At 62.1% G+C, this 26,993-nt stretch carries 24 protein-coding genes and 1 pseudogene; 4 read left to right on the forward strand and 21 right to left on the reverse strand.

All coding sequences use genetic code 11. From position 1 onward, the window contains the following. Window positions 1–528 precede the first annotated feature (528 nt). The 9 genes and pseudogenes from IGW03_RS38085 to IGW03_RS16370 all read right to left on the reverse strand — a co-directional run. A pseudogene (locus IGW03_RS38085) lies at window positions 529–1,059 on the reverse strand (ABC transporter ATP-binding protein); the annotation flags it as partial. Beyond that, complete coding sequence (locus IGW03_RS16335; RefSeq protein ID WP_194723632.1) at window positions 1,040–1,840, reverse strand: ABC transporter ATP-binding protein; 801 nt, start codon at window positions 1,838–1,840, stop codon at window positions 1,040–1,042. The gene IGW03_RS16335 and the pseudogene IGW03_RS38085, both read right to left, overlap by 20 nt. A 102-nt stretch (window positions 1,841–1,942) precedes the next feature. After that, entirely contained in the window at window positions 1,943–3,181 is a 1,239-nt protein-coding gene (locus tag IGW03_RS16340; protein ID WP_194723633.1) for an ABC transporter substrate-binding protein, read from the reverse strand. Between the two features lie 36 nt (window positions 3,182–3,217). Continuing rightward, the gene (locus tag IGW03_RS16345) at window positions 3,218–4,339 is read right to left on the reverse strand and encodes a branched-chain amino acid ABC transporter permease (RefSeq protein WP_228535622.1); all 1,122 of its coding nucleotides are present in this window, start codon (window positions 4,337–4,339) and stop codon (window positions 3,218–3,220) included. Next, window positions 4,336–5,301 (reverse strand): branched-chain amino acid ABC transporter permease, encoded by a 966-nt coding sequence (locus IGW03_RS16350; RefSeq protein WP_228535625.1) that lies wholly within the window; start codon window positions 5,299–5,301, stop codon window positions 4,336–4,338. Before IGW03_RS16350 ends, IGW03_RS16345 begins: the two co-directional genes overlap by 4 nt. Continuing rightward, window positions 5,298–6,593 carry a metal-dependent hydrolase family protein gene (locus IGW03_RS16355; protein ID WP_194723634.1) on the reverse strand — a complete coding sequence of 432 codons (1,296 nt, stop codon included), beginning with the start codon at window positions 6,591–6,593 and terminating at the stop codon, window positions 5,298–5,300. Before IGW03_RS16355 ends, IGW03_RS16350 begins: the two co-directional genes overlap by 4 nt. 53 nt (window positions 6,594–6,646) lie before the next feature. Then, the gene (locus tag IGW03_RS16360; RefSeq protein WP_194723635.1) at window positions 6,647–7,432 is read right to left on the reverse strand and encodes an alpha/beta fold hydrolase; all 786 of its coding nucleotides are present in this window, start codon (window positions 7,430–7,432) and stop codon (window positions 6,647–6,649) included. 41 nt (window positions 7,433–7,473) lie between these two features. Then, window positions 7,474–8,259: an alpha/beta fold hydrolase gene (locus IGW03_RS16365; protein ID WP_194723636.1), complete on the reverse strand. Its 786-nt coding sequence runs from the start codon at window positions 8,257–8,259 to the stop codon at window positions 7,474–7,476. Between the two features lie 25 nt (window positions 8,260–8,284). Beyond that, complete coding sequence (locus IGW03_RS16370) at window positions 8,285–9,157, reverse strand: fumarylacetoacetate hydrolase family protein (RefSeq protein ID WP_194723637.1); 873 nt, start codon at window positions 9,155–9,157, stop codon at window positions 8,285–8,287. Window positions 9,158–9,391: 234 nt separating this feature from the next. On the opposite strand from IGW03_RS16370, the gene IGW03_RS16375 reads away from it, so the two are divergent. Next, window positions 9,392–10,240: an AraC family transcriptional regulator gene (locus tag IGW03_RS16375; RefSeq protein ID WP_194723638.1), complete on the forward strand. Its 849-nt coding sequence runs from the start codon at window positions 9,392–9,394 to the stop codon at window positions 10,238–10,240. A 175-nt stretch (window positions 10,241–10,415) separates the two neighbouring features. Here IGW03_RS16375 and argH read toward each other — a convergent pair whose 3' ends face one another. Both argH and IGW03_RS16385 read right to left on the reverse strand, forming a co-directional pair. Next, window positions 10,416–11,948, reverse strand: coding sequence for an argininosuccinate lyase (gene argH, locus IGW03_RS16380; RefSeq protein ID WP_194723639.1), 1,533 nt, complete (start codon window positions 11,946–11,948; stop codon window positions 10,416–10,418). Between the two features lie 120 nt (window positions 11,949–12,068). Beyond that, complete coding sequence (locus IGW03_RS16385; protein WP_194723640.1) at window positions 12,069–13,037, reverse strand: Bug family tripartite tricarboxylate transporter substrate binding protein; 969 nt, start codon at window positions 13,035–13,037, stop codon at window positions 12,069–12,071. A gap of 359 nt (window positions 13,038–13,396) precedes the next feature. Here IGW03_RS16385 and IGW03_RS16390 point away from each other — a divergent pair, with 359 nt between their 5' ends. Next, a complete protein-coding gene (locus IGW03_RS16390; protein WP_194723641.1) occupies window positions 13,397–14,266 on the forward strand; it encodes a LysR family transcriptional regulator in 870 nt (289 codons plus the stop codon). Between the two features lie 211 nt (window positions 14,267–14,477). Here the strand turns inward: IGW03_RS16390 and IGW03_RS16395 are convergent, their stop codons facing one another. Further along, window positions 14,478–14,921, reverse strand: a complete 444-nt coding sequence (locus IGW03_RS16395; RefSeq protein WP_194723642.1) for a YjjA family protein — start codon at window positions 14,919–14,921, stop codon at window positions 14,478–14,480. 112 nt (window positions 14,922–15,033) lie between these two features. Beyond that, window positions 15,034–15,240, reverse strand: a complete 207-nt coding sequence (locus IGW03_RS16400; RefSeq protein ID WP_194723643.1) for a DUF6494 family protein — start codon at window positions 15,238–15,240, stop codon at window positions 15,034–15,036. Between the two features lie 294 nt (window positions 15,241–15,534). On the opposite strand from IGW03_RS16400, the gene IGW03_RS16405 reads away from it, so the two are divergent. Then, complete coding sequence (locus tag IGW03_RS16405; RefSeq protein WP_194723644.1) at window positions 15,535–16,941, forward strand: selenium-binding protein SBP56-related protein; 1,407 nt, start codon at window positions 15,535–15,537, stop codon at window positions 16,939–16,941. Window positions 16,942–16,964: 23 nt separating this feature from the next. Next, window positions 16,965–17,600, forward strand: a complete 636-nt coding sequence (locus IGW03_RS16410; protein WP_194723728.1) for a hypothetical protein — start codon at window positions 16,965–16,967, stop codon at window positions 17,598–17,600. A gap of 17 nt (window positions 17,601–17,617) precedes the next feature. Here IGW03_RS16410 and IGW03_RS16415 read toward each other — a convergent pair whose 3' ends face one another. The 8 genes from IGW03_RS16415 to IGW03_RS16450 all read right to left on the reverse strand — a co-directional run bounded on the left by IGW03_RS16415 (window position 17,618) and on the right by IGW03_RS16450 (window position 26,989). Further along, window positions 17,618–18,565 (reverse strand): 2-hydroxyacid dehydrogenase, encoded by a 948-nt coding sequence (locus tag IGW03_RS16415; protein ID WP_228535627.1) that lies wholly within the window; start codon window positions 18,563–18,565, stop codon window positions 17,618–17,620. A gap of 64 nt (window positions 18,566–18,629) precedes the next feature. Next, on the reverse strand, window positions 18,630–20,666 hold the full coding sequence (locus tag IGW03_RS16420; protein ID WP_194723645.1) for a TRAP transporter permease: 2,037 nt from the start codon (window positions 20,664–20,666) through the stop codon (window positions 18,630–18,632). A 143-nt stretch (window positions 20,667–20,809) separates the two neighbouring features. Continuing rightward, window positions 20,810–21,769, reverse strand: a complete 960-nt coding sequence (locus IGW03_RS16425; protein ID WP_194723646.1) for a TAXI family TRAP transporter solute-binding subunit — start codon at window positions 21,767–21,769, stop codon at window positions 20,810–20,812. A gap of 169 nt (window positions 21,770–21,938) precedes the next feature. Beyond that, window positions 21,939–23,090 carry a mandelate racemase/muconate lactonizing enzyme family protein gene (locus IGW03_RS16430; RefSeq protein WP_194723647.1) on the reverse strand — a complete coding sequence of 384 codons (1,152 nt, stop codon included), beginning with the start codon at window positions 23,088–23,090 and terminating at the stop codon, window positions 21,939–21,941. Window positions 23,091–23,120: 30 nt separating this feature from the next. Beyond that, window positions 23,121–24,347, reverse strand: a complete 1,227-nt coding sequence (locus IGW03_RS16435) for an alpha-hydroxy acid oxidase (RefSeq protein ID WP_194723648.1) — start codon at window positions 24,345–24,347, stop codon at window positions 23,121–23,123. A gap of 83 nt (window positions 24,348–24,430) precedes the next feature. Continuing rightward, window positions 24,431–25,366 carry a dihydrodipicolinate synthase family protein gene (locus tag IGW03_RS16440; protein ID WP_194723649.1) on the reverse strand — a complete coding sequence of 312 codons (936 nt, stop codon included), beginning with the start codon at window positions 25,364–25,366 and terminating at the stop codon, window positions 24,431–24,433. A gap of 81 nt (window positions 25,367–25,447) precedes the next feature. Further along, window positions 25,448–26,173 carry a ribonuclease activity regulator RraA gene (locus IGW03_RS16445; RefSeq protein WP_194723650.1) on the reverse strand — a complete coding sequence of 242 codons (726 nt, stop codon included), beginning with the start codon at window positions 26,171–26,173 and terminating at the stop codon, window positions 25,448–25,450. 30 nt (window positions 26,174–26,203) lie between these two features. Then, window positions 26,204–26,989: an SDR family oxidoreductase gene (locus tag IGW03_RS16450; RefSeq protein ID WP_194723651.1), complete on the reverse strand. Its 786-nt coding sequence runs from the start codon at window positions 26,987–26,989 to the stop codon at window positions 26,204–26,206. Window positions 26,990–26,993 lie beyond the last annotated feature (4 nt).

Here is a 26,993-nt window from a genome sequence, read left to right on the forward strand (position 1 = left end):
GTCGTAGACGCGGGCTTCGCCCGCCGCTTTGGCAGTCGCCGGCGCAGGCGGAGCTGGAAGCTGCGCCGGCAACGAAGGCTGTGCCGATGCGGTGGAATGCGGCGTTCGCTCCCAGCGCGTCACCCGCTCCAGGCTGGCATCGGCATCGCCGTCCATGCCTGAGAGGTCGCCGCCGCGACGCACCGTGAGCACGTTGACGACAGAGCCGCTCGGTTCGCCTGCGGCGTCGTTTTGTTCACCTGCGTGCGCCGGCGCAATGCGCGGTACGGATTCTTCATTCTCTTCTTCGCCGCCGCGCACGCCCAGCAGCCTTTGCTGCATGTCCCGGTCGGCACCGAGTTCGGCAGCCGGCAGCACCCGCGCCACACGGCCGTTGACCATGACCGCAACCGTATCCGAGACATCGATGGCGACGCCGAGATTCTGCTCGATCAGCAATACCGACACGCCTGCTTCCCGCGCCAGCCTGCGGATCATGTCCGCCACGTGTTCAACGATCACGGGCGCCAGCCCTTCGGTCGGCTCGTCCATGACCAGCAGCTTCGGGTTGAACAGCAGGGCCCGGCCGATCGCCAGCATCTGCTGCTCGCCGCCCGACAACTGGGCGCCGCCATTATCCTTGCGTTCGCCCAGCCGCGGGAACAGCTCGTAGATCCTTTCCACTGTCCACTCACCGCGCCGCGCCGTTCGGGAGGCCAGCCGAAGATGTTCGTCCACGCTGAGCGACGGCCATACCCGCCGCCCTTGCGGCACGTATCCGATGCCGGCATGGGTAATCCGGTGTGCCGACATGCCAAGCATTTCAGTTCCCTGAAAGCTTACGCTGCCGCGCGCGGGTACCAGGCCCGTGACGGCGTTGCACAGCGAGGTCTTGCCCATGCCGTTCTTGCCGACCACAGCCAGCACGCCCTTGTCGAGCGTCAGCGATATGCCCTGCAGCGCATGCGCTTGCCCGTAGTAGACGTCTAGATCGCGGATCGCGAGAATCGGCGTATCGGCCGCACCGGCCCTACCGCCGGTCTGGCCGCGCAACATCCCCTTAATGCTGACCATGGCCATGCTCTCCCATGTAGATTGCCTGCACCTGCGGGTTGTCTTCGATCTCTTGCGGCGTTCCGTGGCACAGCACGCGCCCGTTATGCATGACCGTGACGCGCTCGACCACGTTGAGCGCAATCTCCAGGTCGTGTTCGATGATGACGAAACCGATGTGCTGCGGCAGGCCCTTCAACAGCGCGACCAGTTCCTTGCGCTCGGCCGGCGACAGTCCCGCGGCCGGTTCGTCGAACAGGATCAGGCGCGGCGCTCCGGCCAACGCCATGCCGATCTCAAGCTGGCGCTGCTGGCCATGCGACAGTTCCGACACTGGCGCATCGGCCAGATGCGCGAGGCGCGCATGCTCGAGCAGGTCCCTTGCCGACACCGCGCTGGCGTCGTCCATCCTCGGACGGATAAAACTGAAGCGACCGCGGTTGATGCCGCGAACGGCCAGAAACAGATTGTCTCGTACCGTCAGATCGCGAAACAGCAGCGACGACTGATAGGTCCGGCGGAGCCCGCGCCGGATACGCTCCTGCGGCGGCAGCACGGTCACATCCTCGCCGAACAGCAGCACTCGTCCTGCGGTCGGCAGGAAGTCGCCTGTGATGGTGTTAAACAGCGAGGTCTTGCCGGCACCGTTCGAGCCCAGTACCGCATAGCGCTCGCCGGCGGCGACGTTGAATGAGACGTCATCGATGGCCTTGAGCGCACCGAAGCTGCGCGAGACGCCGTGCAGTTCGAGGGCATTGCCGGAATTGAATCCGGTTGCCGCTCGGGTTGCAATGCTGGTTGCATTCATCGATTATGGTTCCGAATGGGTCCTGATCGCTTGGCACCGGCAATCCGCTACCCGCCGAGACACGGCGGGCAGCGGCGCCGATGGTTCTGGTTGGTTCGCTGCTTACTTGCACTCGGGGTTGCTGCGGGAGCCGATGCCCATCTTCTGGAAGTCGTCGCGGCTCATGCCCAGCGTCTGGCCAACGTTGGGAGTGACCTTCACCACCTTGTTGTACAGATTTCCATCCGGTCCCTTGGCGACTTCAGTCAGGAAGATGCTGGCCACGCCATTGCGGTTTTCATCTAGCTTGACATCGCCGGTGGGCGTTTTCAGCGTCATGGAGGCAAGCTGCTTGCCGAGCTGCGAGACGTCGCCCTTGGTGGCCTCGAGGCCGTTGAGCACCGCCTTGGTGTTGACATAGTAGGCATGGGCAAACAGACCCGGGGTCGGATAGGCATCCTTGAAGCTGGCTTTCTGGTAGGAAGCCACGAATTTCTTCCAGTCGGCATTGTCCCAGTTGTCGGCGATCGGCCCGGCGGCCGGCGTGCCGACGAGGCCATCCCGGCGCTTGCCTTTGTAGCCGAGTACGGTCTGGTCGACGGTGATGGAGCCGGCGATGAACGGCTTGTTGCCGCCGGCCTGCTCGTACTGCGAGAAGAAGTTGACCGCATCCGAGCCGCCCAGCACGACATAGATGGCATCGATATCGTTCGGCAGCTTGGCAATGACCGAGGAGTAGTCCTTGGTGCCGAGCGGCACCCACTGCTTGTCCACCACCTTTCCGCCCACCTTGCAGAACTCGGCCATGAAGCCCTGCACTTGGGAATACGGGAAGGCATAGTCTTCGGCCACGACCGCCACCTTCTTGTAGCCCTTCTGGTAGGAGTAGGAACCAAGACCGTAGGACCACTGGGCGCCGTCGGTCGTGAAACGGAAGAAGTTGGGTGAAGGATCGGACAGCGTTGTCTGCTGGGCCGCCGAGGAGCCATTGACGAAAATCACGTTGGGCTGGGTCTTGGCATAGTCCTTGATGGCGATGCCCTCGGAGCCCGACAGCGGTCCGATCAGTATCTGCACCTTGTCCTGCTCGACCAGCTTGCGGGCGGCGTTGACGGCCACGTCAGGCTTGCCGTTGGAAGACGCACGGACCACCTCGATCTTCTTGCCGCCGGCGCTGAAATTATGTTCCTTCATCGCCAGCTCCATGCCGCGCATGCCATCCTGGCCCGATACCGCGAGAGCGCCTTCGAGAGTGGCGAGTACGCCAACCTTGATCACCTCCTGGGCCTGAACCGACATGCCGATGCCGGCCAGCGACAGGGCAAGGACCGTGGCGCGCAATGTTTCAATTTGCAGATTCATCTTTCGTCTCCTGGTTTTGGTTATGGAAAGCTCACCCTATCGCTTGGTGGCCGGGTGAAGGTAGCCACGCGCCCGATGCCACAATCCAAGCAGGCCATCAGGGGAAAACAGCACAATCAGCAGGAAGGCGCCGCCGATCACGAGGTTGAAGCGCTCGCGGTCGATCAGGTCGATCGCAAAGTTCTGAAGCAGCACGAACACCAGTGCGCCAATGAAGGGTCCGATCGGATGACGCATGCCTCCCAGCACGGCGACGATCAAAATGTTGATCAGGGCGTCGGCACCGATGGTGCCTGGAGAAATGGCGGCGTTGTACCAGACCAGCAGCACGCCGCCGATACCGGCGAGCAGGCCGGCGAAGGCATGTGCCGCTACACGGTGCGCCGTCACGTCGAACCCCAGCGCCCGCATGCGGCGGGCATTGTCGCGCACGCCCTGCAGCGCCATTCCGAACGGTGCCCGAACGAGATACTTGACCGCCGCATATGCGCCCAGTGCCAGCGCCAGAGAAAGATAAAAGAATGGAATGGGATCACGCAGGCTGATGCCGCCAATCATCGGGGCGGTGACGCGCGAAAATCCCTGGAAACCGTTGAACACGGTATGGTTCTGCTGTGCCAGGTAAAACATGGCGACGCCGATGGCCAGCGTGATCATGATGGTGTAGATACCGTCGGTGCGCACCGAGATCATGCCGATCAGGGTGGCGACAATGACGGCCAGCACCACGCCCGTCAGCGCTGCGAGCCACCACGGCCAGCCCAAGCTGATGTGACTTACCGCCGACTGCCCGAAGATGGCCACGGCATAGCCGGCGATGCCGGCCACGGTCATCTGCGACAGGCTGACCATGCCGCCGTAGCCTGCCAGAAAAGCGAGAGACAGGCCGATGATGCCCAGCACCAGTGCCTGACCTGCAACCTGGAAGGTGAAGAAAGAGGAAGCCACCCAGGGATATACCGCAAGCGCGACCAGTACCACGGCATAGCGCAACGCCTGCATTGATCGCCGCGGTCCTGCCGGGGATGCCACTGCGGATGCCGGCGTGGCGGCAGCGAGCTTCAGGTGCGGCCGGGCCGCGGTTCTTGATGCTGCGGATTGCTCATGCCGCGTCGCCGGGACCGTGCTGGTGGCGTGCCGCCATTTGTTTGCGCTCATGCTTTTTTCCCCATCAGTCCCTGCGGACGGAAGGCCAGCACCACCACCATGATGATGAAGGTGAACACCACGCCGTAGGTGGGTGCGTAGGCCATGCCCATGGTTTCGGCGATGCCGATCAGCAGCGCGCCGACCGCCGCGCCGCTGATGCTGCCCATGCCGCCGACGATGACCACGATCAGCGAAGCCAGCAGATAGCGGGTGTCTTCGCCGGGCGCGATCGACAGCGCGGTGCCGCCGATGACGCCGGCCGCCCCCGCCAGCCCGGCCCCGATGGCAAACGTCAGCGCAAAAATCCGCTGCACGTTGACGCCGCTGGCCGAGAGCATTCGCTTGTCGTCGACACCGGCGCGTATCATCATGCCGATGTGGGTGCGGTTGAGAAACAGCCACAGCACCAATCCCACCGCGACCGCCGCCAGCAGCACCAGCAGGCGGTAGCCCGGATAGGCATTGATGATCGGCAGAGGTACCGGAAACTGCGTCCACTCCGGCGGGTCGAACTGGTAGGTGTCGCCGCCCCAGATCCACAGGTAGATGTCGGCCAGCACGATCGAAATGCCGATGGTGACCATGGTCTGGCGCAGGTCTTGTCCATCCATGTGGCGCAGGACGAGAACCTGCAGGAGCAGGCCTGCCAGCGCCGCGAACAGAAATCCGGCGGCGACCGCCAATAACCATGATCCCGAGGCGTCGCCGACGCTGTAACCGACATAGGCGCCCATCAGGTAGAGCGAGCCGTGCGCGAGATTGACATTGCGCATCAGGCCGAACACCAGCGTAAAGCCGCTCGCCACCAGGAAGTAGAGCGCAGCCAGCGTCAGGCCATTGAGCAGCGAAAGGATGAACAGCTTGGGCTGGGTGGATAGCGCCAGGATGGACAGTGCCAGCAGCGGGATACCGATCACTGCCGCTGCCGCCAGCGTCGACGTACGCGGCATCGAGGCTTGGGCGAGCCTCATGCGTAAGCCGCCCAGCGCGAGGTGGACGTGCTGCGGGCACTGCGGATTGCCGGCGCCTTGTGGAACTCGCCATCCTTCATCACCGCCAGGATGCGCTCCGGATCCTGCAATATGCGGATATCCGCCAGCGGGTCGCCGTCGATGAGAAGCATGTCGGCCAGGTAGCCCTCCTTGACCTGTCCCAGTTCGTTCGGCCGCATCATCATCTCGCCGCCGAACTTGGTCGCCGAGAGCAGCGCTTCCATCGTGGAAAAGCCGAGGTATTTGACGAAGTACTCCAGGTCGCGTGCATTGGTGCCATGCTTGATCCAGGCAAAGCCATAATCGCCCCCCGGCAGGATGCGCACGCCGCGCTTGTGGATTTTTTTCATCGACTCGATGGCATGTTCCAGCTCGCGGTGGTAGCCCATTTCCTTGGCGGCCTCCGGGGTGATGCCGTACTCGCTGGCGTTGTAGCTGGTATTGATCAGCCAAGCCAGACCGGGCGCCACGAACACGCGGTGCTTGTTGGCTTCCAACATGTCCAGCGCCTCTTCATCCGTAAAGCTGGCGTGGTAGATCACTTCGATGCCGTGACGGATGCACTGCTTGATCGATTCGCAGGAACGGGCATGCGCTGCGACGCGCTTGCCGTGCCTGCGCGCCTCTTCGACCAGCGCTGCGATCTCGGGGTCGGTGAACGGGCTGGATTCGGCCGAGCTTCCGGCGATGTATTCGCCGGAAAGATTGATCTTGAGCGAATCGACGCCATGCTTGATGAAGGTACGTGCGACCTTGCGCATTTCGTCGGCGCCGGTTGCCACGCAGCCGAAGCTCAGCTCCGGATACGGCAAGTGCGGGCGGGTTTCATCGCCGAGGCCGCCGATGGTGGTGATCTCCTGGCTGGCGGCCAGATAGCGGGGCCCGGGGAATTCGCCGGCTTCGATCGCATTGCGCAGCACTACGTCCAGCCGTGCCTTGGCGGTCGCCGCGCCGACGCAGGAGGTCCAGCCCATGTCCAGGTAACGTTTGGCCACGCGCACGCACCAGAGAATGTGTTCTTCCGGCGGCATCATCTGGATCGCCGACAGCGAAGGCTGGTCGTTCCAGGCGAAATGAGTGTGGGCCTCGGTCATGCCCGGCATCAGGAAGGCGCCGGCGCCGTCGATCACGGTAACGTCGCCGGGATGGAACGTCCGCGCGCTGCGAGCGATGCGGGTGATGCGCTTTCCCTCGACCAGCACTTCGCCGCTGTAGGGCTGGGTGCCGCTGCCGTCGAAGATGCGCACATTCGTGAACAGTACATTGGCCATGCTTGTCTCCTTGTCGGTGTTTTATGCTGCCTGCGGCTGCTGCCCGGAAATACTCAGAAACGCCCGGCGTGGAAGTCCCTCAGGTCGCGCAGGCACTCCTCCGGCCGCTCAAAGGTGGTCCAGTGCCCGCATTGCGGATAGATAACGGTACGGCTGCCGGCGATGCGTTCGCCAATGGCACGCACCGACTGCGGCGGCGCGACCGCGTCTTCGTCGCCGGTAATCAGCAGTGTCGGACAGTCGATCTGCTCTACCGGCGGCGCAACGGCCTCTGCCAAGGCTTCGCAGCTGCGTGCATAGCCCTCGGGGTCCTGGCGCATCACGCTTTCGCGCACCATGGCCACCGTGACCGGCTGCTCGCGCCTGGTGCGGGCTGACAATGCGGCCCCGACAATGGCATCCGCGATCTCCTGCATCGCCGCAGCTCCGCCTTCGCGTGCCTTGGCGGCACGGGCGCGGATGTTCGGGCGCGCGCCGTCCGGCGGACACAGCATCGGACCGAACAGCGCCAAGCTGCGTACCAGGCGCGGCTCCATGACGGCCGCCTGAAAGCAGACGATGCTGCCCAGCGAATGGCCAAGGAAACGGGCGCCGGTGATGTCAAGACGCCGGCAGACCTCGATCACGCTCTCGGCCAGGCGCTCGATCGACAAGGGCCCCTCCACCCGGGCGGAACGCGCACTGCCCGGCATGTCGATGCGGACCCGGCGCATCCCTGCCAGAGCCTGCTCGACCGGCGTCCAGTTGTTGGATGAGCCGCCCAAGCCGTGGATGCACACCACCGGCTCGCCTTCGCCTTCGACTTCCACGGCGATGCGGTCAAAGAATGTCGTCGTCATCGGCTTGCTCTTTCAATGAGAAGTTTTTCGGCATCGGATATTCATGCGGCCATGCGCAGGAAGCTGTTGAGTTCGGCTCCGCAATGGACCGGCTTTTCGAAGGTCGGCCAGTGACCGCATCCCGCCAGCACCACCACGCGACTGGATCGGATGCGCGCCGCCATTTCCTTTACGGCCGCCACGGGAGCCACGCCGTCCTGATCGCCGGTGACCAGCAGGGTCGGCACTCCGATGCGCTCAATGGCTGCAGGCTGGGCGCTTGCCAGCGCCAGGCAACTTTGCGCATACCCCTGCGGCGACTGGCGCATGACGCTTTCCCTGACTAGTGCAACTGCAGCCGGCTGCTCGGCCCGGGTTTCCTGGCTGGTGGCCGCGGCGACGATGGCGTCGGCAATTTCCTGCATGGCTGGCAGGCCACCGCTGCCGGCCTTGGCCGCGCGGGCAATGATGTTGGGCCGTGCCGCGTCCGGCGGGCAGGTCAGAGGGCCGAACAGCGCCAGGCTCAGCACCAGCTGCGGATACCGGATCGCGAGGTGCTGGCAGACGATCGTGCCCATCGAATGTCCGATGAAGTGGGCGCTGGAAATGCCCAGGTGCCGGCATACCGCCGCTACCGCCTCCACCATCTGCGCAATGCTCAAGGCAGTGTCGGCATTGGCTGAGCGGCCGCTCCCCGGAAGGTCGATGCGCACCACGCGATAGCCCTGCATCACCGGCAGCAGGGGCGTCCAGGTATTGCTGCTGCCGCCCAGGCCGTGCACGCAGACAATGGCGGCCCCTTCGCCTTCTATCTCGACTGCGAGGTTGGTGATGATTTGCGTCGCCATGGTTTTCCTCTGCTGGAGTGCGGAATCAGACAAAGCGGTTTTCAATGGCGCCGAGACCGTCGATCTCGATGCGCACCACATCGCCGGACTTGAGAAACCGGGGCGGCTGCAAGCCCATCCCGACCCCGGCAGGCGTGCCGGTGGCAATGACGTCGCCCGGATACAGGGTGATGCCGCGCGAGACGGTCTCGATCAGGGTCGGGATGTCGAAGATCAGATTCTCGGTCGGACCGTCCTGGCGCAGTTCGCCATTGACCCAGCAGCGCACGCGGGTCCGGGTGCCGTCGAGTTCATCGGCCGTCACAAGCCAGGGACCCATCGGGCAGAAATTGTCGAAGGACTTGCCCATGTCCCATTGCTGGTGCCGCATCTGCACGTCGCGGGCAGTCACGTCGTTGACGGCGGTATAGCCGAAGACATGCTGCATTGCGTCAGTGCGCCGGATGTTCTTGCCGCCGCGGCCGATCACCACCGCCAGTTCGGCCTCGTAGTCGATCGGCTCGGAAACCGCGGCGCCCGGCAGGCTGACGTCGTCATAAGGACCCACCACGCATTCCGGCACCTTGGTAAAGACAATCGGCCAGGACTCCGGATTGGCATCATTGCCCTTGAAGACAGATGCCTGCAATTCCTTTGCATGCGCATGGTAATTACGTCCAACGCACCAGATGTTGCGGCGCGGCACCGGAATCGGCGCCTCCAGCCTGACGGACGATATCTCCAGCGCCGGCCCCTCCGCCGGCGGCAATGCCTGCCCGGCTGCCGCCATCTCGATAATGGCCAATGCGCCGCGCTCGGCCTGTTCCTTTGACAAGGCCAGTGGTATTACCTTGGTCCGGTCTTCCGACACCAGGCCGACAAAACGCCGGCCGTCCACTCGATAACTTGCAATCCGCATTCCTACATCCTTCCAGGATATTGTTGCCACCAAGGCAGGTTGCCAAGGCGCTGTTCAAGTGGATTCGAGTGTAGGAAGGGATTGCAAAAGCCGCTTATCGGCCCGTCGCTTGACTTATCCGGCCGTCTTCAGGCTTATCGCTGAGTCTGATATCTTTTACGTGAATACGTGATATCACAAAAAAGTGTGGTTACAATCGGTCAACACGCCGCATAACGGCGGGAGGAGACAAGCATGTCAGAGGCATACGCTTTTCATGAAGGCCCCTTCGGTCAGGCCATTGTGCTGGAATCCCGCACCAATCTGGTGGCGCACTCGCACACCGAGTCTCAGGTCGCGTTCTGGCTCGGCGGCGCGCGTGCCAAGGCCCAGGTAGGCAAGGACGTGGTGCATTACGCCGAGGATGTGGGGGTGGCGACCAATGCCTATCAACTGCACGACATGACATTGCTGGAGCAGAACGGCACTGCGGTGTTCCTGCTTCTGATGATTTCCCGGGATTGGCTCAATGAGCAGCGCAGGACCACCGGCCGCCCTTTTCTCTTTCCCTGTCCCCGCATTCCGATCGACGACACCCTGCGCAAGGCCTGCTGGCGGCTGCTGAATCTTCTCATGACGAACAGCGGCAACCGGGCCTTGATCGATGCCGAAGCCGAAAGCCTGATCGGCGCCTCGGTTGCAGCGGCGACCGGCTCCAAGGAAGCGGCTGCCGTGCGCATGTTGCCGCCGCTGCTCGACCATCGGCTGCGCGCCGCCATTTCCCTGATGCGGGAACATGTCGGAGGCAGTATCGGCGTAGAGGAAATCGCTGAGAAGGTGGGCATGTCGCGCGCGCATTTCTTCATGCTCTTCAAGGAGCAGCTCAACACCACGCCTCAGGTATTCTGGAGCGCGCTGCGCGTGGAGGAAGCAATGCGGCGGCTGATTTCACCGAAGGCGACGCTGACCGACGTCGCCTTCGATCTCGGATTTTCCGCGCCCAGCAATTTTTCGCGCTTCTTCAAGGAACATATCGGCGTTTCCCCTTCCACTTTCCGTCGCGCGGCAATTGGTCAGTCCACAGCACCGCAGATGACCAACTGAAGGGGCCACTAAACTGCGCGGATGCATGCTTGCATGAATGGAAAGCTTGTCTCCCAAGTTTCAACAAGTCAGTGAGCCGGATCCCGATGCGGGGCGCAGGTGATGACCAAGCCCTGACCCTTCTTCGTCAGGCTGCAAGGCAGCCCGGACGTCTGATGTCATCACGCCAAGACTGCTATTGCATGGAGGCGTGTGCGTCTTCCAGAACCTCCGCAGCAAGTGCCGTGACTGCATTCTTCAGCCCTGCACGCGCCTCTGTCGAATGCATCCTGCGCCGATCATTGTTTGCAATCGTGTCCATGCACGATGCCATGGCAATTTCGATATGTTCCCGCACCCGCACCGGCGCAGGACCTCCGGCGACGGTGCGTGACTGCACGCCTGCCGTAGGGTCGACGCAGCGGCGCACCGTCTCTTCGGCCAGATGCACCTTGCGTCCGATGTGTGCTTCAGCAGCGGTATCGACCATGGTGCTGGTAATCGAGTGTGCAGGAATGCCGGCGTCCATCGCACTCCTGACAACCGCGCCTACCACATGGTGGGCTTCCCGAAACGACAGGCTCGCGTCGCGGACCAGCGCGTCGGCGAGGTCCGTCGCGGAACTGAAGTCCTCAGACACCCGGCGCAACATCGTCGTCTCCATCGGACGGGCGGTACGGACGACGAGCTCGAGCAGTTTCACTATGCGCAGACACTCGTCACCCGCCTCCCACAGACTGCGCACGCTTTCGCGATTGCCGTCGCCCGTGTGCGTGAAATTAACGCCCTTGACCGTCGTCATCGCGGCCATCAGCAAGCCCACCAAGTGCCCGGCCTTCCCCTTCAAGTGCTCAAGCACGACCGGATTCTTCTTCTGGGGCATGATGCTCGAGGTGCCGGCCACGCTGTCCGGAAAATCGATCAGGCCGAATTCATGCGTGCACCAGACGAAATAGTCCTGCGCCACGCGGCTCCAGGTCACGCCGCCGATCGCCATTGCCGATAGCAGTTCAAGCGCGAAGTCGCGGGAAGCCACCGCGTCCAGCGCATTGGGAACGATACCCTTGAAGCCCAGCAGCCGGGCGCTTTCTTCCCGCTGGATGGGAAAGGCGGTGCCGGCGAGCGCTCCCGCACCGAGCGGACACAATTCCAGCCGTGCATGTACCTGTTCGATGCGCTGGATGTCGCGTGCAACCGCTTCTGCCACTGCAGCGAGGTAAAACCCGTAGGTCACTGGCTGCGCGGGCTGCAGGTGCGTGTATCCGGGCATGACTGTGTCTGCATACGTCTTTGCCTGCCTTAGCAGCGTCTTCTGCAGCGTGCAGAGCGCTTCGATCAACGAGAGCACCAGTTCGCGTGCTCGCAGGCGGTCCTGGGTGGCCAAAATGTCGTTGCGGCTCCTTGCCAGATGCAGGCGTCCGCCCGCTTCCGGACCCGCCAGTCTCATCAAATGGGCTTCATAGTTGAAATAGGCATCCTCGCGGGCAGGATCGAGTTCCACCTCGTCAGGCCCGGCCTCTTCCATCTCCACCATGGCTCTGGCAATCGTGGATGCAGTGGTGCGGTCGAGCAGACCAGCGCCCTCAAGCATGACGAGATGCGCCTGATTGATGTCATTCAAAAACCGGAAACCAGGACCGAAATCGCGCTGGAGACGGGGGGCATAGATGTAATCGCAGACTTCCTGTGCCGTTGCTTCCTTGAGCCGGCGACTGACTTTTGATTCCATATGGAGTGATCCTGTTATACGTGACGACGACATACCGACGCCTGCCAGTTCGTCCGGTCAACGTCATGGACGGCACGAACAGGCTGCGGCATGAGAAAAGAGAGAAGTATCGAGACGGCTTTACTGTGCCTGGAGGCCGACAGAGCGGGCAACCTTGGCCCAGCGTTCGGCCTCGCTTGCGAAGTATTTCGCGAACTCGGCCGGCGTGTTGGTGACGGGCTCGACGCCTTGCTTGATGAGCGCAGCCTGCGCATCCGGCGTGGCGACGACCTTGGCGACATCTCTGGCGATGGCATCGATAACGACCTGCGGCGTCCTGGCCGTCGTGAAGATTCCGTACCAGGTCGAGACATCGAAGCCCGGCACGCCGGATTCCGCGACCGTAGGAATATCCGGCAAGCTCTTCACACGGCTTGCCGTGCTGACGGCAAGCATGCGTATCTTGCCGGTCTTGACGCCGGCAAGTGCCGCCGGAAGGGTTGTGAAAGCCATCTGCACGTTACCCGCCATTACGTCGGTGACCGCGGGGGCGTCGCCCTTGTAGGGAACATGGGCGATATCGACGCCTGCCATGCTTTTGAACAATTCAGCGGTGAGGTGCGCACCGGTCCCATTGCCGCCGGAGGCGTACATGGTCTTTCCCGGATTGGCCTTAAGGTAAGTCACGAGCTCGCGCATATCCTTCGCCGGCACCGCGCTGTGAACGACCAGGGCGGTCGCTGTTCTGGCGACCAGCGTCACCGGAACAATATCCTTGAACGGGTCGAACGTCAGTTTCGTGAACAGCAACGGCGCGATGGCCTGGCCGCCGGTCGAACCCATCAGCAGCGTGTGCCCATCCGGCTTTGCCTTCGCGAGTTCGTCGGCGGCCAGCGTGCTGCCTGCGCCTGGCTTGTTGAACACCAGGACCGGTTTGCCGGACTGGACCTGCAAGCCCTGCGCGACGATGCGTCCGATGGCATCGTTTGCGCCTCCAGGCGCCCAGCCGACCAGCATGCGCGCTTGCTGTGTCGGGTAATCCTGTGCCATGGCCAAGGAAGAGGAAGCAAGGAGAAGCAGCGCAGCAGCTGTTTTGCGGAAAAGCATCATAAGCACTCCTGTCGGGAAAATAGTACACCCTCGGATGAATGAAGGTGCATGCAGTGTGCAAGGCGGGGAGACATGGCGTCAAATACCAATTTCCAGCGCATCCATACGAAAATGATATGGGCTAGAATTGGGCATGTTTGCTTTGTCCTGGCATAGGCATTGCGCACCGATATGTGCCGATTCCAGCCCCGGCCTTGCACCCGGCGAGTGCGACATGAGGCGTCATCATTGAATGACGCTCCCTTCCGGTGCGGCTTGGCCGGGTGCATCGGACAATGCGTTTCGAGCAGGCGCGGCGCCCCATGGAAGGCCAACCATGCCGCATCAACGTTCTCTTACAAGCAGGCGGAAAAAAATCGATGAACTACAAGCAGGTTGAAGCCTTCCGTACCGTCATGCTCACCGGATCGATGACAATCGCGGCGCAAAAGCTTTTTACGTCGCAGCCCAACATCAGCAGGCTGATGAGCCAGCTGGAAAAAGACACCGGCCTGCGGCTCTTCGAGCGCAAGGCGGGAAAAATACTGCCGACTCCGGAAGCCGAAGCACTGTTCAGGGAAGTCGAGCGCTCATTCATCAGCCTGCAGACGCTGGATGAAGCGGCAGCATCGATCCGGCGGATCGGTGTCGGCGAACTGCGCATAGGATCCGTTTCATCCATCGCGATCGGGCTGCTTCCCCAGGTCATCAAGACCTTCCGCGACCGCTATCCCGACGTTCCGGTATCGGTGCAGATAAGCGATTCGCCAACCGTCAGCAAGTGGACGGCAACAGGCTACGTCGACTTCGGACTTGTGGCATATATCGTCGATACGCCCGGCACCGCGGCGAGCATCTTCCATCGGGAGAAAGGGATGTGCGTCGTCCCGGACACGCACCCGCTGGCAGTAAAAAAGCGTATCCGCAAGTCCGACCTGCATGGCCAGCCTTTCATTTCGCTGCCCAAAGGGGATGCTACGCGCACGGTGATTGATGCGGCGTTTCAACCTGATAGCCGCAACCACATATTGGAGGCGACGTTTGCGCCGGCGATCTGCACGATGGTTGCGGCGGGACTCGGCGTAAGCATCGTCAATCCGCTTGTGGTCCGTTATCTGCACATTCCTTCGCTGAAGGCTATTCCGTTTGAACCCGCCATCACTTTTGAAAGCTATTTGCTGCGCCCTCAGAACCGGGTCGAACACTCGCTGTCCACGGCATTCTATGCATGCCTGCATGAGTTCGCCTGAACATGATAACTCGTGCCGACACCCTCTTCATCCGTTGAAGACATTCTGCGAAAGGTCCTTGCGCTGCGGTACCGATGCCATACGATCATCGAATGATCGCACAGCGGCCACACGTCGACAGATCAGAACCTCTTGCGCGTTAATCTGTCCGGTGCGAAATTGGCTGGCATGAACGGACGGCAAGGCAGGCGCGGACACAGTGCAGCTATTGTCACAGCATGGATTTTCCCTGAGCAAGAATCTTGTCACAGACTTGCCTGGTGACTTCTCCCTTCAGGCCACCGCCGCTCAAATTGAGCTGCTTGCCATCGCTCCCATTCAGCAGGCCTTTTGCACCGTCGCTATATCCCGCGTCGGATGAAGTTTTGCCGCCGGAGAGCTTGCCGAGCAGCTTGTCCTTGACCGAAGAGGCGCCGTCACCGCCGAGGTAATTGTTCTTGATGCAAAATTCCAGGATGCCCGCGACATTGCCGGTACTGCCTGATGTGACGGACTGGCCGGACAAGGCACCGCCCAGACTTCCCAGGCCGCTGGACGATCCGGCGTTCTCGCCCCGCTTGAGCAAGTCCCCAAGCTGCGCATGTGCGGCGGTAACGGGCAGCAGGAAGGCCATCACGGCACTCACCGATGCAGCACGACAGATAATGGCTTTCATGGCAACCCCGCTTCAGGTGAAGTCGATCCGGCTTTCACTATAGTGCATCTCAAGCCGGCGGCCCTAGCAGATTGGTCGCTCATCGAGGTTTGCCCGGCTTCTGCATCGCAGTTTATTCAAGTGTGATTTTCCCGTCGAACTTTACGTTCAAGCGGATGCCTGGAATATCCAGAGTCATCGTCGCAGGCAGGGTCTCATTGCCGTTGATTGTCTTTTCCGACAATGCCTGCGCTACCGCTTTTTCAATTTCCCCTTGAGAACTTACGCCAACCATCTTCAAAAACTTGCGCAGGCTTAAATTGAATGTTTCCTCGTTCATGAGCCGCCCCTTTCAGTCACGATACCGGCTGTCGGTAATGCATTCGATTCTGACAGTACACGCCTGCCGGGGGTGGATCGACAACTAGAACTAGATCAAGACTCTTTCGGATCGGGGCAGGAAGCACGCACAATATTTTTCCCTGGCGGAAGAACGCGACACTCCTTTCTTGACATCGGATAGTTCAGCGTACAGCATGAAAACTGGTGAGAAAACCCGGTGCGAACCGAGGCCGAATGGTCACGTGAGTCGACATTCTCGCTAGCCATCCTTATGCCAGGAAGGAGGACTGCCATGCTGGAAACATTGCGTCCCGACCCCAGCTTCTATCCATCGCCGAAGCTGGCAATGGAAGCGGAAGCGGAGCATCTCTCTTACACTGCCCTGCTATCTCCGGACCGCTCCCGGCCCGATGCCCTTGCAGTGGTTGATGTCGATCCTGCCTCGAAAACCTATGGTTCGGTGCTGTACCGGCTGGACATGCCGCATGCAGGCGACGAGTTTCACCACTTCGGCTGGAATGCATGCAGTTCCGCGCTGTCGCCGCTGTCGGCTCACGGGGAGCTGAGAAGACGGTATCTGATCATCCCCGGCATCCGCTCGTCCCGCATCTACATCGTCGATACCCATCCGGATCCGGCTGCGCCGAAACTGGTGAAGACGATAGAGCCGGAAGAGGTCATGCGCAAGACCGGTTATTCCCGCCCGCATACCGTGCACTGCGGTCCTGAAGGCGTTTATCTCAGCACCCTGGGCGGCGCCGGCGAAAGCGGTACGGAGGGGCCGCCGGGCATTTTCATTTTGGATTGCCAGAGCTTCGACATCCTGGGCCGCTGGGAAATCGATCGCGGTCCGCAAAAACTGCATTACGATTTCTGGTGGAATCTGCCGCGCGACTACATGGTCTCCAGCGAATGGGGACTGCCGCCGCAATTTGAAAACGGCATCGTTCCCGAAGACCTGCTCGGCAACAAATACGGCCATGCCCTGCACTCCTGGGACTTGCGCGATCGGCGTCATCTGCAGACCATCGATCTCGGCGAGCAGCACCAGATGCCGCTCGAAGTTCGTCCAGCACATGATCCGACCCGGGAGTACGGTTTCGTCGGCGTGGTCGTGGATACCACCAACCTGGAAGCGTCGATCTGGACCTGGTACCGCGAGAACGGCGAGTTTCATGCGAAGAAGACGGCGACCATTCCTGCCGAGCCGAATGATCCCGACAAGCTTCCGCCGCTGCTCAAGGGTTTCGGCGCGGTACCTCCGCTGATCAGCGACATCGATCTCTCGCTCGACGACCGCTATCTTTACGTCGCCTGCTGGGGCACGGGCGAACTGCGGCAATACGACGTGACCGATCCGATGAAGCCGCGGCTGGCCGGAAGCGTGCGGGTCGGCGGCATCGCGGACGGCGTGCCGCATCCATCCGGCCGCGCATTCGACGGCGGCCCACAGATGACCGAAATCAGCCGTGACGGCAAGCGCGTCTATTTCACCAATTCGCTGTACAGCAGCTGGGACAAGCAGTTCTATCCGAAGGGCGTGCGCGGCGTACAGGTGATGTGCAAGGTGAACCCGGACGGCGGCATTACTCTGGATCCGGATTTCTATGTCGACTTCGGGGCGGAGTACGGCGCCCACCAGATCCGCTTGCAGGGAGGCGACTGCTCCACCGACTCGTTCTGCTACCCCTCGGCTTGAACGCAAGCACCTCATTGTGGCCGATGATCGCTGCGCTCGGCCTGTATCACGGCATCAATCCCGCGATGGGGTGGCCGCTGGCCGTGGCTAACGGCATGACCGCGCGCCGGGCCGGTGCGGTGTTCTCCACGCTGCTGCCGCTGGGGGCCGGTCATTTGATGGCCATGATGGTCGTGCTGGTGCCGTTCGCGTGGCTGGGATGGTTTATGGAATGGAGCCGTGAAATCCGCATCAGCGCCGGCGTGCTGGTGGTCGCGTTCGGTGTGCGCCAGCTCGTCGCACGGGGCCATCCGCGCTTTCTTGCACGCGTCAAACCCACACGGCTTGCGTGGTGGTCATTTCTGATGGCCACCGCCCACGGTGCCGGCCTGATGCTGGTGCCGGCCATGCTCGGCCTGTGCGGCTCGGGAACGGCAAGCGAGGTAACGGAAGGACATGCCGCGGTCATGACTTCGCTCATGCGTTCCGGCGTCCTTGCTGCCGTTCTCGTGGCGGCCGTCCACACGCTGGCCATGCTGCTCGCCGGAATGGGCATGGCATGGCTCACCTACCGCTATCTTGGATTGAATTTTGTTCGGCGGGCCTGGTTCAATCTTGACAAGGTCTGGGCTGCGAGCCTGGTCGCTGCGGGAGGCGCGGGCATCATGCTTGCGGTGTGAGCCGACGGCTTGCTGCACTATGCCGCCACCGGCGTAAGCAAACGGCCGGTCTCGAAAAAACTCTTCAGGTTCGACAGCACGAGATTGCCCATCGCCGCCCGTGTCTCATGGGTGCCGCTGCCGACATGAGGCAGCACCACGACGTTTTCCATCGACAGCAATTCCTCCGGCACCTGCGGCTCGTTCTCGAATACATCGAGCGCGGCACCGGCAATGCGCTTGCCGGCCAGGGCGGCGACCAATGCGTTTTCATCGACCACGCTGCCGCGCGAGATGTTGATGAGATAGCCCTTGGGTCCAAGGGCCTCGAGCACCGTTGCAGATACGAGGTGCCTTGTCGCCGGACCGCCTGCACAGGCAACCACCAGGAAATCAGCCCATTCCGCAAGCTCCGCAGCCGAGGCCGAGTACTGCCACGACACGTCGGCAACGGGATGCCGTGAATGGTAGCGGATATCCATGCTGAACCCGAAGGAGCGCTGGGCGATTGCCTTTCCAATGCGGCCCAGGCCGAGTATTCCAAGCCGCTTGCCGGTAACCTGGGTCGCAAGTGGAATGGCCGCATTGCGCATCCAGTCGCCACGGCGTACAAAGCGGTCACCGAACGAAATGCCGCGTGCCACATCGATCAGCAGGCCGAATGCAAGATCGGCCACGCAGTCATTGAGGACGTCGGGCGTATTGCTGACTGTTACGCCCTGCCGGCGCGCGGCATCGACATCAATCGTTTCGTAGCCGACGCCGAAACTGGAGATGACCTTGAGGTTGGGCAGCGAGGCGATGATCCTGGCATCCGCTCCTGTCCGCGCAGAAGTCACCAGGCCGATGAACTCGCCGCCACGCGCGGCAAGGAAGCCGGAAGGATCGGCTTCCTTCCAGAGGGGAAGGATGTCGAAATCGGCCTGCAGTTGCGATTCAAGCGCCGGCATCAGGCGGCCATGTTGCAGCAAACGGGGTTTTGTCATGAGAATCCTGTGTTCAATGATAAGCAGGCCCTTGAAGCTCGCTCCTATCAAGCCTTGACGACGCTCACGCCCTGAGCGCCACGCGCCGGCTGCGCAGATACTGCGAGACGAGCGCCACCAGCACTAGGCCGAAGCCGAGCACGTCTGCGATCATGCCGGGATAGACAAGCGCGAAGCCGGCGACGATCAGCATGATTCTTTCCGGCAGCGTGGTGCGCACGAACATCCATCCCTGGAAGCCGGCCGCAATCGCGGCAATGCCGATGGCGGCGGTAATCGTCACCTCGGCGATCGACCACCAGTTGGCAGCGGCCAGCGCCTTGGTGGAACCCATCAGCAGCAGTCCCTGGCCGCTCGGGTCAAGAACGAACATGAACGGCAGCAGGAAGGCGGGCACCGTGTACTTCCAGCACTGCATCGTGGTCTTGTAGGGGTCGCCGCCGGTGATGGCCGAGGCTGCAAACGGCGACAAGGCGGTCGGAGGCGACACTTCGGACAGCACCGCGTAATAGAAGATGAACATGTGGGCGGCGAAGTCCGGCACGCCGAGCTTGGTCAGCGCCGGTGCGGCAATGACGGCGCAGATGATGTAACTGGCCGTCACCGGCACTGCCAGTCCGACAATCCACACGACCAGCGCGGTATAGACCGTGGTAAGGAGCAGCGAGCCGCCCGCATAGTCGATGACGATGGAGCTGAATTTCAGTCCCAGCCCGGTCAACGTGACGACGCCGACGATCAGCCCCGCGCCAGCGCATGTCGCTGCGACATTGAGCATGCCGACGGAGCCGGCTTCGAGCGCCTTCACCAGCTTGGAATTGAGGACGTGTTCCTTGAAAGATCCCTTGCCGCGGAACAGGTCATAGGAGAGCAGCGTGGTATCGGAGCGCAGGAAGCTGACCAGGAAGGTGACGACGGTGGCCCAGAATACCGACAGCACCGGCGAATAGCCGAGCATCATGAAGACGACGATGGAAATCAGCGACAGGAAGTGAAACCAGTAGCGCTTCGTCAGGTTCCATACGGTGTCGACCTTCTCGAAGGTCGTGTCGCCCATGCCGTATTTGCGCGCATCGATTTCGACCATCAGGAACAGCGCAAGATAAAACAGGATGGTCGGGATGGCCGCCATCATCAATACGTCGAGATAGGAAATCTTGAGGAACTCTGCGATCAGGAACGCTGCAGCGCCCAGCACCGGCGGCGAAATGATTGCTCCGAGGCCGCCGGCCGCGAGCAGCCCCCCGGCCGCATTGCGCTCGTAGCCCACCTTGGCCAGCATCGGCCAGGCCACCGAGCCCAGGGTAACGGTGGTTGCCACTCCGGAACCGGACGGACCGCCGAGGAGGAAGGAGGCGAGCACCACGGTACGTCCGGCGCCGGTGGGCTTGCCGCCCATCGCGGAAAACGAAAAGTCGATATAGAACTTGCCGGCGTTGGAGAATTGCAGGAACGCGCCGAAGATCGTGAACAGGATGATGAGCGACGACGACACGTCGACCGCCACGCCGAAAATGCCTTCCAGCGTCATGTACATCTGGCCGACGAGGCGGCCGACCTCATAACCCTTGTGCGTCCATGGCTGCGGCAGGTAGGCGCCGAACAGCGCATACATCAGAAAACAGATCGTCACGATCGGCATGATCCAGCCGGTGGTGCGGCGCATCGCTTCGAGCACCAGCACGATCAGCGCCACGCCGAAAAAGATATCCAGCGGCTCGGGCATGGTATTGCGGTCGGTGAAATCGTCGCCGCCCATGATGGCATACACCACGATGGCAATCGTCAGGAATGCCGCAATCCAGTCCCACCACATGATGCGATGGCGAAAGCGCCTGGCCACGGGAAACATCAGGAAGGACAGGAAGAGCACGAACGCGACATGCACGAACCTCAGTATCTGCGTCGGCACGATGGCATAGGCCGCATACAGGTGAAACAGCGACATGACGACTGCGACCAGCACCAGGAAGCCGCCGATCCATCCGCTCATGCGATTCGCCGCGCCTTCTTCTTCCTCGATGTATTGTTCTGCTTTTCGCAAGGCCTCTTCGCTGATGACCGGCTCGGTCTGCGGAATCGATTCATTTGGTGCGCTCATTTCCTTGTCCCCACGTTTTTTATGCGGCATGGCGCAGCGCGTTACTGCGCATGCGATGCTTATCGCTCTTTCGGTGAAACCGTTACAAATGGAACAGCCCCGCGTGCAGGCGGGGCTTCAAGACACAATCGCTTTGTGATGGCCTAGTTGAGCTTGATGCCCTTTTCATTGAAATACTTCACCGCGCCGGGGTGGAACGGCACCGGTGAATTGGCGGTCTTCTGGTTGTCGAGCTTGAAGTTTTCCGCTTCCTTGTGCACTGCGATCAGTTCGTCGCGCTTCTCGAAGATGGTCTTGACGATGTTGTAGGCGGTCTTGTCGTCCATGCTGGCATTGGCGACCAGGATGTTCATTACCGTGGCCTGCTTGTTGTCGGCTTCCATGCCCTTGTACGCAGACTTCGGAATGGTGTCCTCGATGTAGAGGTTGCCGTATTTCTTGTTCATCGCATTGACCACCTCGGAATGGTCAATCATCTTCATCTTGGTGCCGGGCGTGTTGGCAAGGTCGGTCACGGCCGCGGTCGGCAGGCCGCCGACCCAGAAGAATGCATCGATCTTGTTGTCCTTGATCGCATTGACCGATTCCGCTACCGAGAGGCGTTCGCGTTTGACGTCCTTGTCCTTGTCGAGGCCGGCGGCTTCGAGGATGCGGAAGGCCATGACTTCGGTTGCGCTTCCCGGCGAGCCGGTGGAGATGTGCTTGCCCTTGAGGTCGGATAATTTATTGACGCCGCGTCCCTCGACCGTCACCAGGTGCATGCGGTTCGGATACAGCACGGCGAGCGTGCGCACGGCCACCTTGCCGGACTTGAACTTGTCTTCGCCCTTGAAGGCGTCCTGCGCTGCGTCCGACATGGAAAAACCGACATACGGCTTGCCGCTGCCGACCAGCTTGAGGTTGTCGACCGAGCCGCCGGTCACTTCCGCAGTGGCCTGCATGCCGGGGACATACTTCGACAAGACCGAAGCCAGACCGCCGCCCATCGGATAATAGACGCCGCCGGTGCCCCCGGTGGCGACCGAGATATTCTGGGCCGAGGATGCGGCTGCCAGACAGAAGGCGGCGACTGCAAAAGAGGCACGTAAGATTTGACGGAACATTTCATCTCCTTTTGTTTTAATGCATCAGGGAACGACGCATGGGCGGTCGTTCTTGTCTCCAGTTGTATTGCATGGCGTCCGCTGCAGACCGTGCAATGCCATCTACTCTATCAACATGCCGGCCCGCAAAGTACCGCACTGCAGCACAGCGCATGGCACATCGTGCTTTTCAAGCCCATCCATCGAGCGCATGGCGCTCCACCGCTTTTTCATCAAACCCGAAGCCCAGGCCCGGCCGGTCGGGAACGATCAGGTCTCCGTCCGAAAACTCCAGCTGCGTATCCACCAGCCTGCGGAAATTGAGTACCTGGTCATCGGGGAAGAACTCGACCAGGCGGGCATTGGGTGTCGATGCCACCAGATGCACATGCAGATCATGGAACCAGTGCGGGCATAGCGTGACGCCGAAGCCGGCCGCCATCGCGGCGATGCGCCGGAATTCCGTGATGCCGCCGCATACCGCGGCATCGGTCTGCAGGATCATCGCAGCCCGCTTTTCCAGAAGTTCCTGGTGGCGCCAGCGGCCCGCCTCGATCTCGCCGGTCGCCACCGCCACCGAGGTGCGGCGCGCAAGCTGCGCATGGTTCTCGATATCGTCGGGGCTGAACGGCTCCTCGATCCAGTACGGGTCATAGGGTTCGTAGCGCTTCATGTACTCCAGCGCGGTAGGCAGGTCGTGCCAGGCATTGTTGGCGTCCAGCGTCAGCAGGATATCGTCGCCGATCGCTTCACGCGCGGCCGCGATGCGCAGCTCCTCCTCACGCGGCGACAGCATGCCCACTTTCATCTTGACCGCCTTGAAGCCGAGCGCGACATAGCCGGCCATTTCCTCGGCGAGCTTGTCCGGGGTCTTGCACTCGAGATAATAGCCGCCGCTGGCATAGGCCGGTACACGCTCCTTCGCCATGCCGCCGAGATAGCGCGACAGCGGCAGGCCGGCCGCACGGGAATTGCGGTCCCAGAGCGCGATGTCGAGAATGGAGAGCGCGCGCATCACCGATCCGGCGCGGCCGTGCAGGAGCGATTCCTGGTACATCTCCTGCCATAGTCCTTCGACGCGCAGAGCGTTCTGGCCGATCAATTGCTCCTTGAACAATTCGCGCACCGCGAGGGTCACCAGCCCGCCGGCCCGGCTGCCGGCATAACAGAATCCGATGCCCTCGGCGCCATCCGCCGTGCGCACCCGCACCAGCGTGTAATTGCGCGCAGTAACCTTGCGCGTGGAGAACGAGGTCGCATTATCCAGCGGAATGCTGACGCTGCGCGCTTCCACCGACACGATACGTGCATCGGCATCGCCTTGAACGGCTGTGTTTGTCATCCTTGTCTCCTCTTCTTCTGGGCGGCTACCCTAGCGGTTTCGAAACAGATGCATGTCGGCATCGAGTTCATCAAGCCTGGTGATGCCCAGCATCGCCATGTTGCGTGAGACTTCCTGCGTCAGCAGGTTGATCGCATGGGTCACGCCCTGCGCGCCGCCGACCGCGAGCGCGAAACCGAAGGGCCTGCCGACGAAGACGAATTTCGCCCCCAAGGCCAGCGCCTTGATCACGTCGGTGCCGCGCCGAATGCCGCCATCCAGCATCACCGGAATGTCCGGGCAGGCCTTGACGATATCAGGCAATACGCGAAGCGGCGCAACCGCACCGTCGAGCTGGCGGCCGCCGTGGTTCGATACGATGATGCCGTCCGCTCCCATGTCGCGCGCGATGCGGGCATCGTGTTCATGCAGGATGCCCTTGACGATGATCTTGCCGCGCCACATGCCGCGAAGCAGTGCGAAATGCTCCCAGTTCAGATGCCCGCGGTCCGAGAAATCCCGCGTGACCGACGACGACAGGATCGGGGCGCCACGCCTTGCGTAGTTGTTCTCGAAGTGCGGCACGCCGTGACGTGCAAATGTCTTGAGAAACGTGCCGAACAGCCATCCTGGATGGGTGACGCCTTCCCAGAACAGCCGCAGGCTGGGACGCAGTGGAGAGGTAAAGCCGTTGCGGGCGAAGTTTTCCGGATTGGGCGTGACCGGCGTGTCGACGGTGATGACCAGGGTCGTGAATCCGGCCCTGGCAATACGCTCGGCAAGCGCGGCAACGCTGTCCGCATCGCCGGGCAGATAAGCCTGGAACCATGCGCCCAGCTTTTCGCTAGCAACGTCTTCCATCCTGATCAGCGAGGAACTGCTCATGATCATCGGGATGTTGGCCTGTGCCGCAGCGCGCGCGAGCACCAGGTCGCCACGATAGGCATACAGGGCGCTGATGCCCATGGGCGCCATGCCGAACGGCGCCGCGTACTCCTGTCCGAGCAGGGTGGTTGCCGTCGAACGCTTGGACACATCGATCATGACCCTCGGCACGAAACCGAAGTCGTCGAAGCTTTCCCGGTTGCCGCGCAACGACCGCTTTGTCTCCGCCGCTTCAGAGAGGTAGCCGAATATCGGCCGCGGCAGGCGCAATCGCGCCGCCTGCTCGAAATCGTCAAGGCAGCGAAGCGATCGCAATCGCGGCGGAACAGCGGTTGATGCCGGAGCGGGATGCGAGGTGGAAGATGTTTCCCGGGATGCAATCACAGCGGTCATGGCAGCTAAGGGTCGATGTTTTAGGGAAATGCCATCTCTATGAAACGCCATCGCCGCCCGGCCGGCAGCGGCACGTCAGCGCTTCACTGGATCTCGCGCAGCCGCCTTTCCTGCCGCCGCGTCAGGCGCTCGATATCTGCAATGTCGGCCGGCGTCAGCTTCGGTCCGGGCTTGCGTACCGCAGCAGAAGCGATCACGCCGCGTTCGGCCATGATGTGCTTGCGCACCGCGAGACCGATATTGGGCTGCTGCTCGTAGCGCGCCAGCGGCAGATAGGCATCGAAGATGTCATGGGCCCGCTCGATGTCGCCGGCGGCATGCGCATTGACCACGCCCACCATCATTTCCGGATAGGCAAAGCCCGTCATCGCGCCATCGGCGCCGCGCGTCATTTCTTCCGGCAGGAAGAGGCCGCCGCCATTGCCCGTAAGAATGGAGATGCGCCTGATGTCGCCGCGCTCGCTTGCCGCCCGTATCGCCGACAGCTTGGCAAGGCCCGGCATGTCCTCATGCTTGAGCATCACGCAGCTCGGGGAATTCTTGAGGATGCGGAGGATCACGCTAATCGACATCTGCACGCCGGTCGATACCGGATGATCCTGCAGGCACCAGGGCACGTCGGGTCCAAGGGTTTCGTTGACCATGTCGAAGTAGGCGGCGATCTGGTCATCGGTGCGCACCGTCGAGGGCGGCGCCACCATCACGCCGGACGCCCCCATTTCCATCACGCTGACCGTCAGCTCCCGCATCGGCGCAAACCCGGGCGCCGATGCGCCGACGATGACCGGCACCCGGTTGTTCACGCGCGCCAGCACCCGCTTCACGAAGATGCGGGACTCCTCGGCGGTCAGCTTGGTCGCCTCACCCATGATGCCGAGGATGGTGAGGCCGGTGGCGCCCTTGTCAATATAAAAATCAACCATGCGGTCGGTGCTTTCCAGGTCCAGTTCGCCGTTCTCGCGGAACGGCGTGACTGCGATCAGGTAGACGCCCCTGGCGGATGTGTCGAGTGGTTTCATGCTGGTTCCTTGATGCTGCACCTTGTTGCCATGCGATGTGAACGCGCCCGGTGGCATCACCAGGCTCTCACGACTAATTCGTTACCCTTGCTTGCCTGCCTTGAATGCCTCGTACCTTGCCTTGTTTTCCGCATTCGGCGGATACAGTCCCGGCAGCGGCGTTCCCTGCTCGATCTGTTCCATGATCCAGCCTTCCAGCCGCTCCTGCTCCGCAGAAAGCGCCACCACCTCGTCCAGCAATGCGGCCGGAATCAGCACTGCGCCGTCCTGGTCGACCACCACCACGTCGTTGGGAAACACAGCGACGCCGCCGCAGCCGATGGGCTCCTGCCAGTTGACGAAGGTGAGACCCGCCACCGAGGGCGGCGCTGCGGCGCCGCGGCACCAGACCGGCAGGCCGGTGCCGAGCACGCCTGCCAAATCTCGCACCACGCCGTCGGTCACCAGCGCCGCGATGCCCCGCTTTTTCATGCGGGCGCACAGGATGTCGCCGAAGATGCCGGCATCGGTGACGCCCATGGCATCCACCACCGCTACGCAGCCTTCGGGCATGGCTTCGATCGCCGCCCTCGTCGAGATCGGCGACGACCAGGATTCCGGCGTGGCAAGGTCTTCACGCGCAGGAACGAAGCGCAGGGTGAACGCGCGTCCGACGATGCGCGGCTGGCCTTCCGCAATCGGCACGGTGCCGCGCATCCAGACGTTCCTCAGGCCTTTCTTGAGCAGAACGGTCGTCAGCGTGGCGGTCGAGATGCCTGACAGTGCTTCACGGATCGCGGGATCGAGCGGCTTGGATTCGGTACCCATGGGTTTCCCTTTCTGTATGGTTGGCTTGGATCAGACGCTGGCGATCAGGCCGCCATCGACGCGCACCGTCGAGCCGGTCACGTAAGCCGCCTGCTGGCTGGCAAGGAAGGCTACGACGGAACCGTATTCCTCCGGACGGCCATAGCGCCCGACCGGGATGGCGGCCGTGCTTTCGGCGGTCACCTGCTCGACCGGACGCCCTTCGCGCTTGGCCTTCTGTTCATCGAGGAAGGTGATGCGCGAGGTGGCGACGCGGCCCGGCAGCACAATGTTGGCCGTGATGCCGTCGCCGCCGACTTCACGGGCCAGGGTTTTCGACCATCCGACCAGCGACATGCGCAGCGCATTCGACATGCCGAGATTGGGAATCGGCGACACGACGCCGGAAGAAGTGCTGGTGATGATCCTGCCCCACCTCCTGGCACGCATGCCGGGAAGCACGCGGTCGGTGATCGCAATGACCGACATCACCATGGCCTGGAAATGCTTGGCCCACACCTCCGGCGGCTGACCCGCGGCCGGCGTGGGCGGCGGTCCGCCGGTATTGTTGATCAGGATATCGACGCCGCCAAAGCGCTGCTCGATGGCGCCGATATGGGCGTCGATCAGGGACAGGTCGGCCAGATCCCATGTCAGCGACATGGCCTGCGCGCCGGTGCCCTGAATGTTTTTCGCCGTTGCGGACAGCGCTTCGGCGCTGATGTCGGCCAGCACGATATTGGCCCCCTCCGCCGCCAGGGCCTGCGCGATCGCGCCGCCCAGTCCGCCGCCGGCGCCGAAGACCAGCGCGGTCTTTCCCTTGATTCCGAGATCCATGTTG

The sequence above is a fragment of the Noviherbaspirillum malthae genome (assembly GCF_015352985.1).
Taxonomy (GTDB): domain Bacteria; phylum Pseudomonadota; class Gammaproteobacteria; order Burkholderiales; family Burkholderiaceae_D; genus Noviherbaspirillum; species Noviherbaspirillum malthae.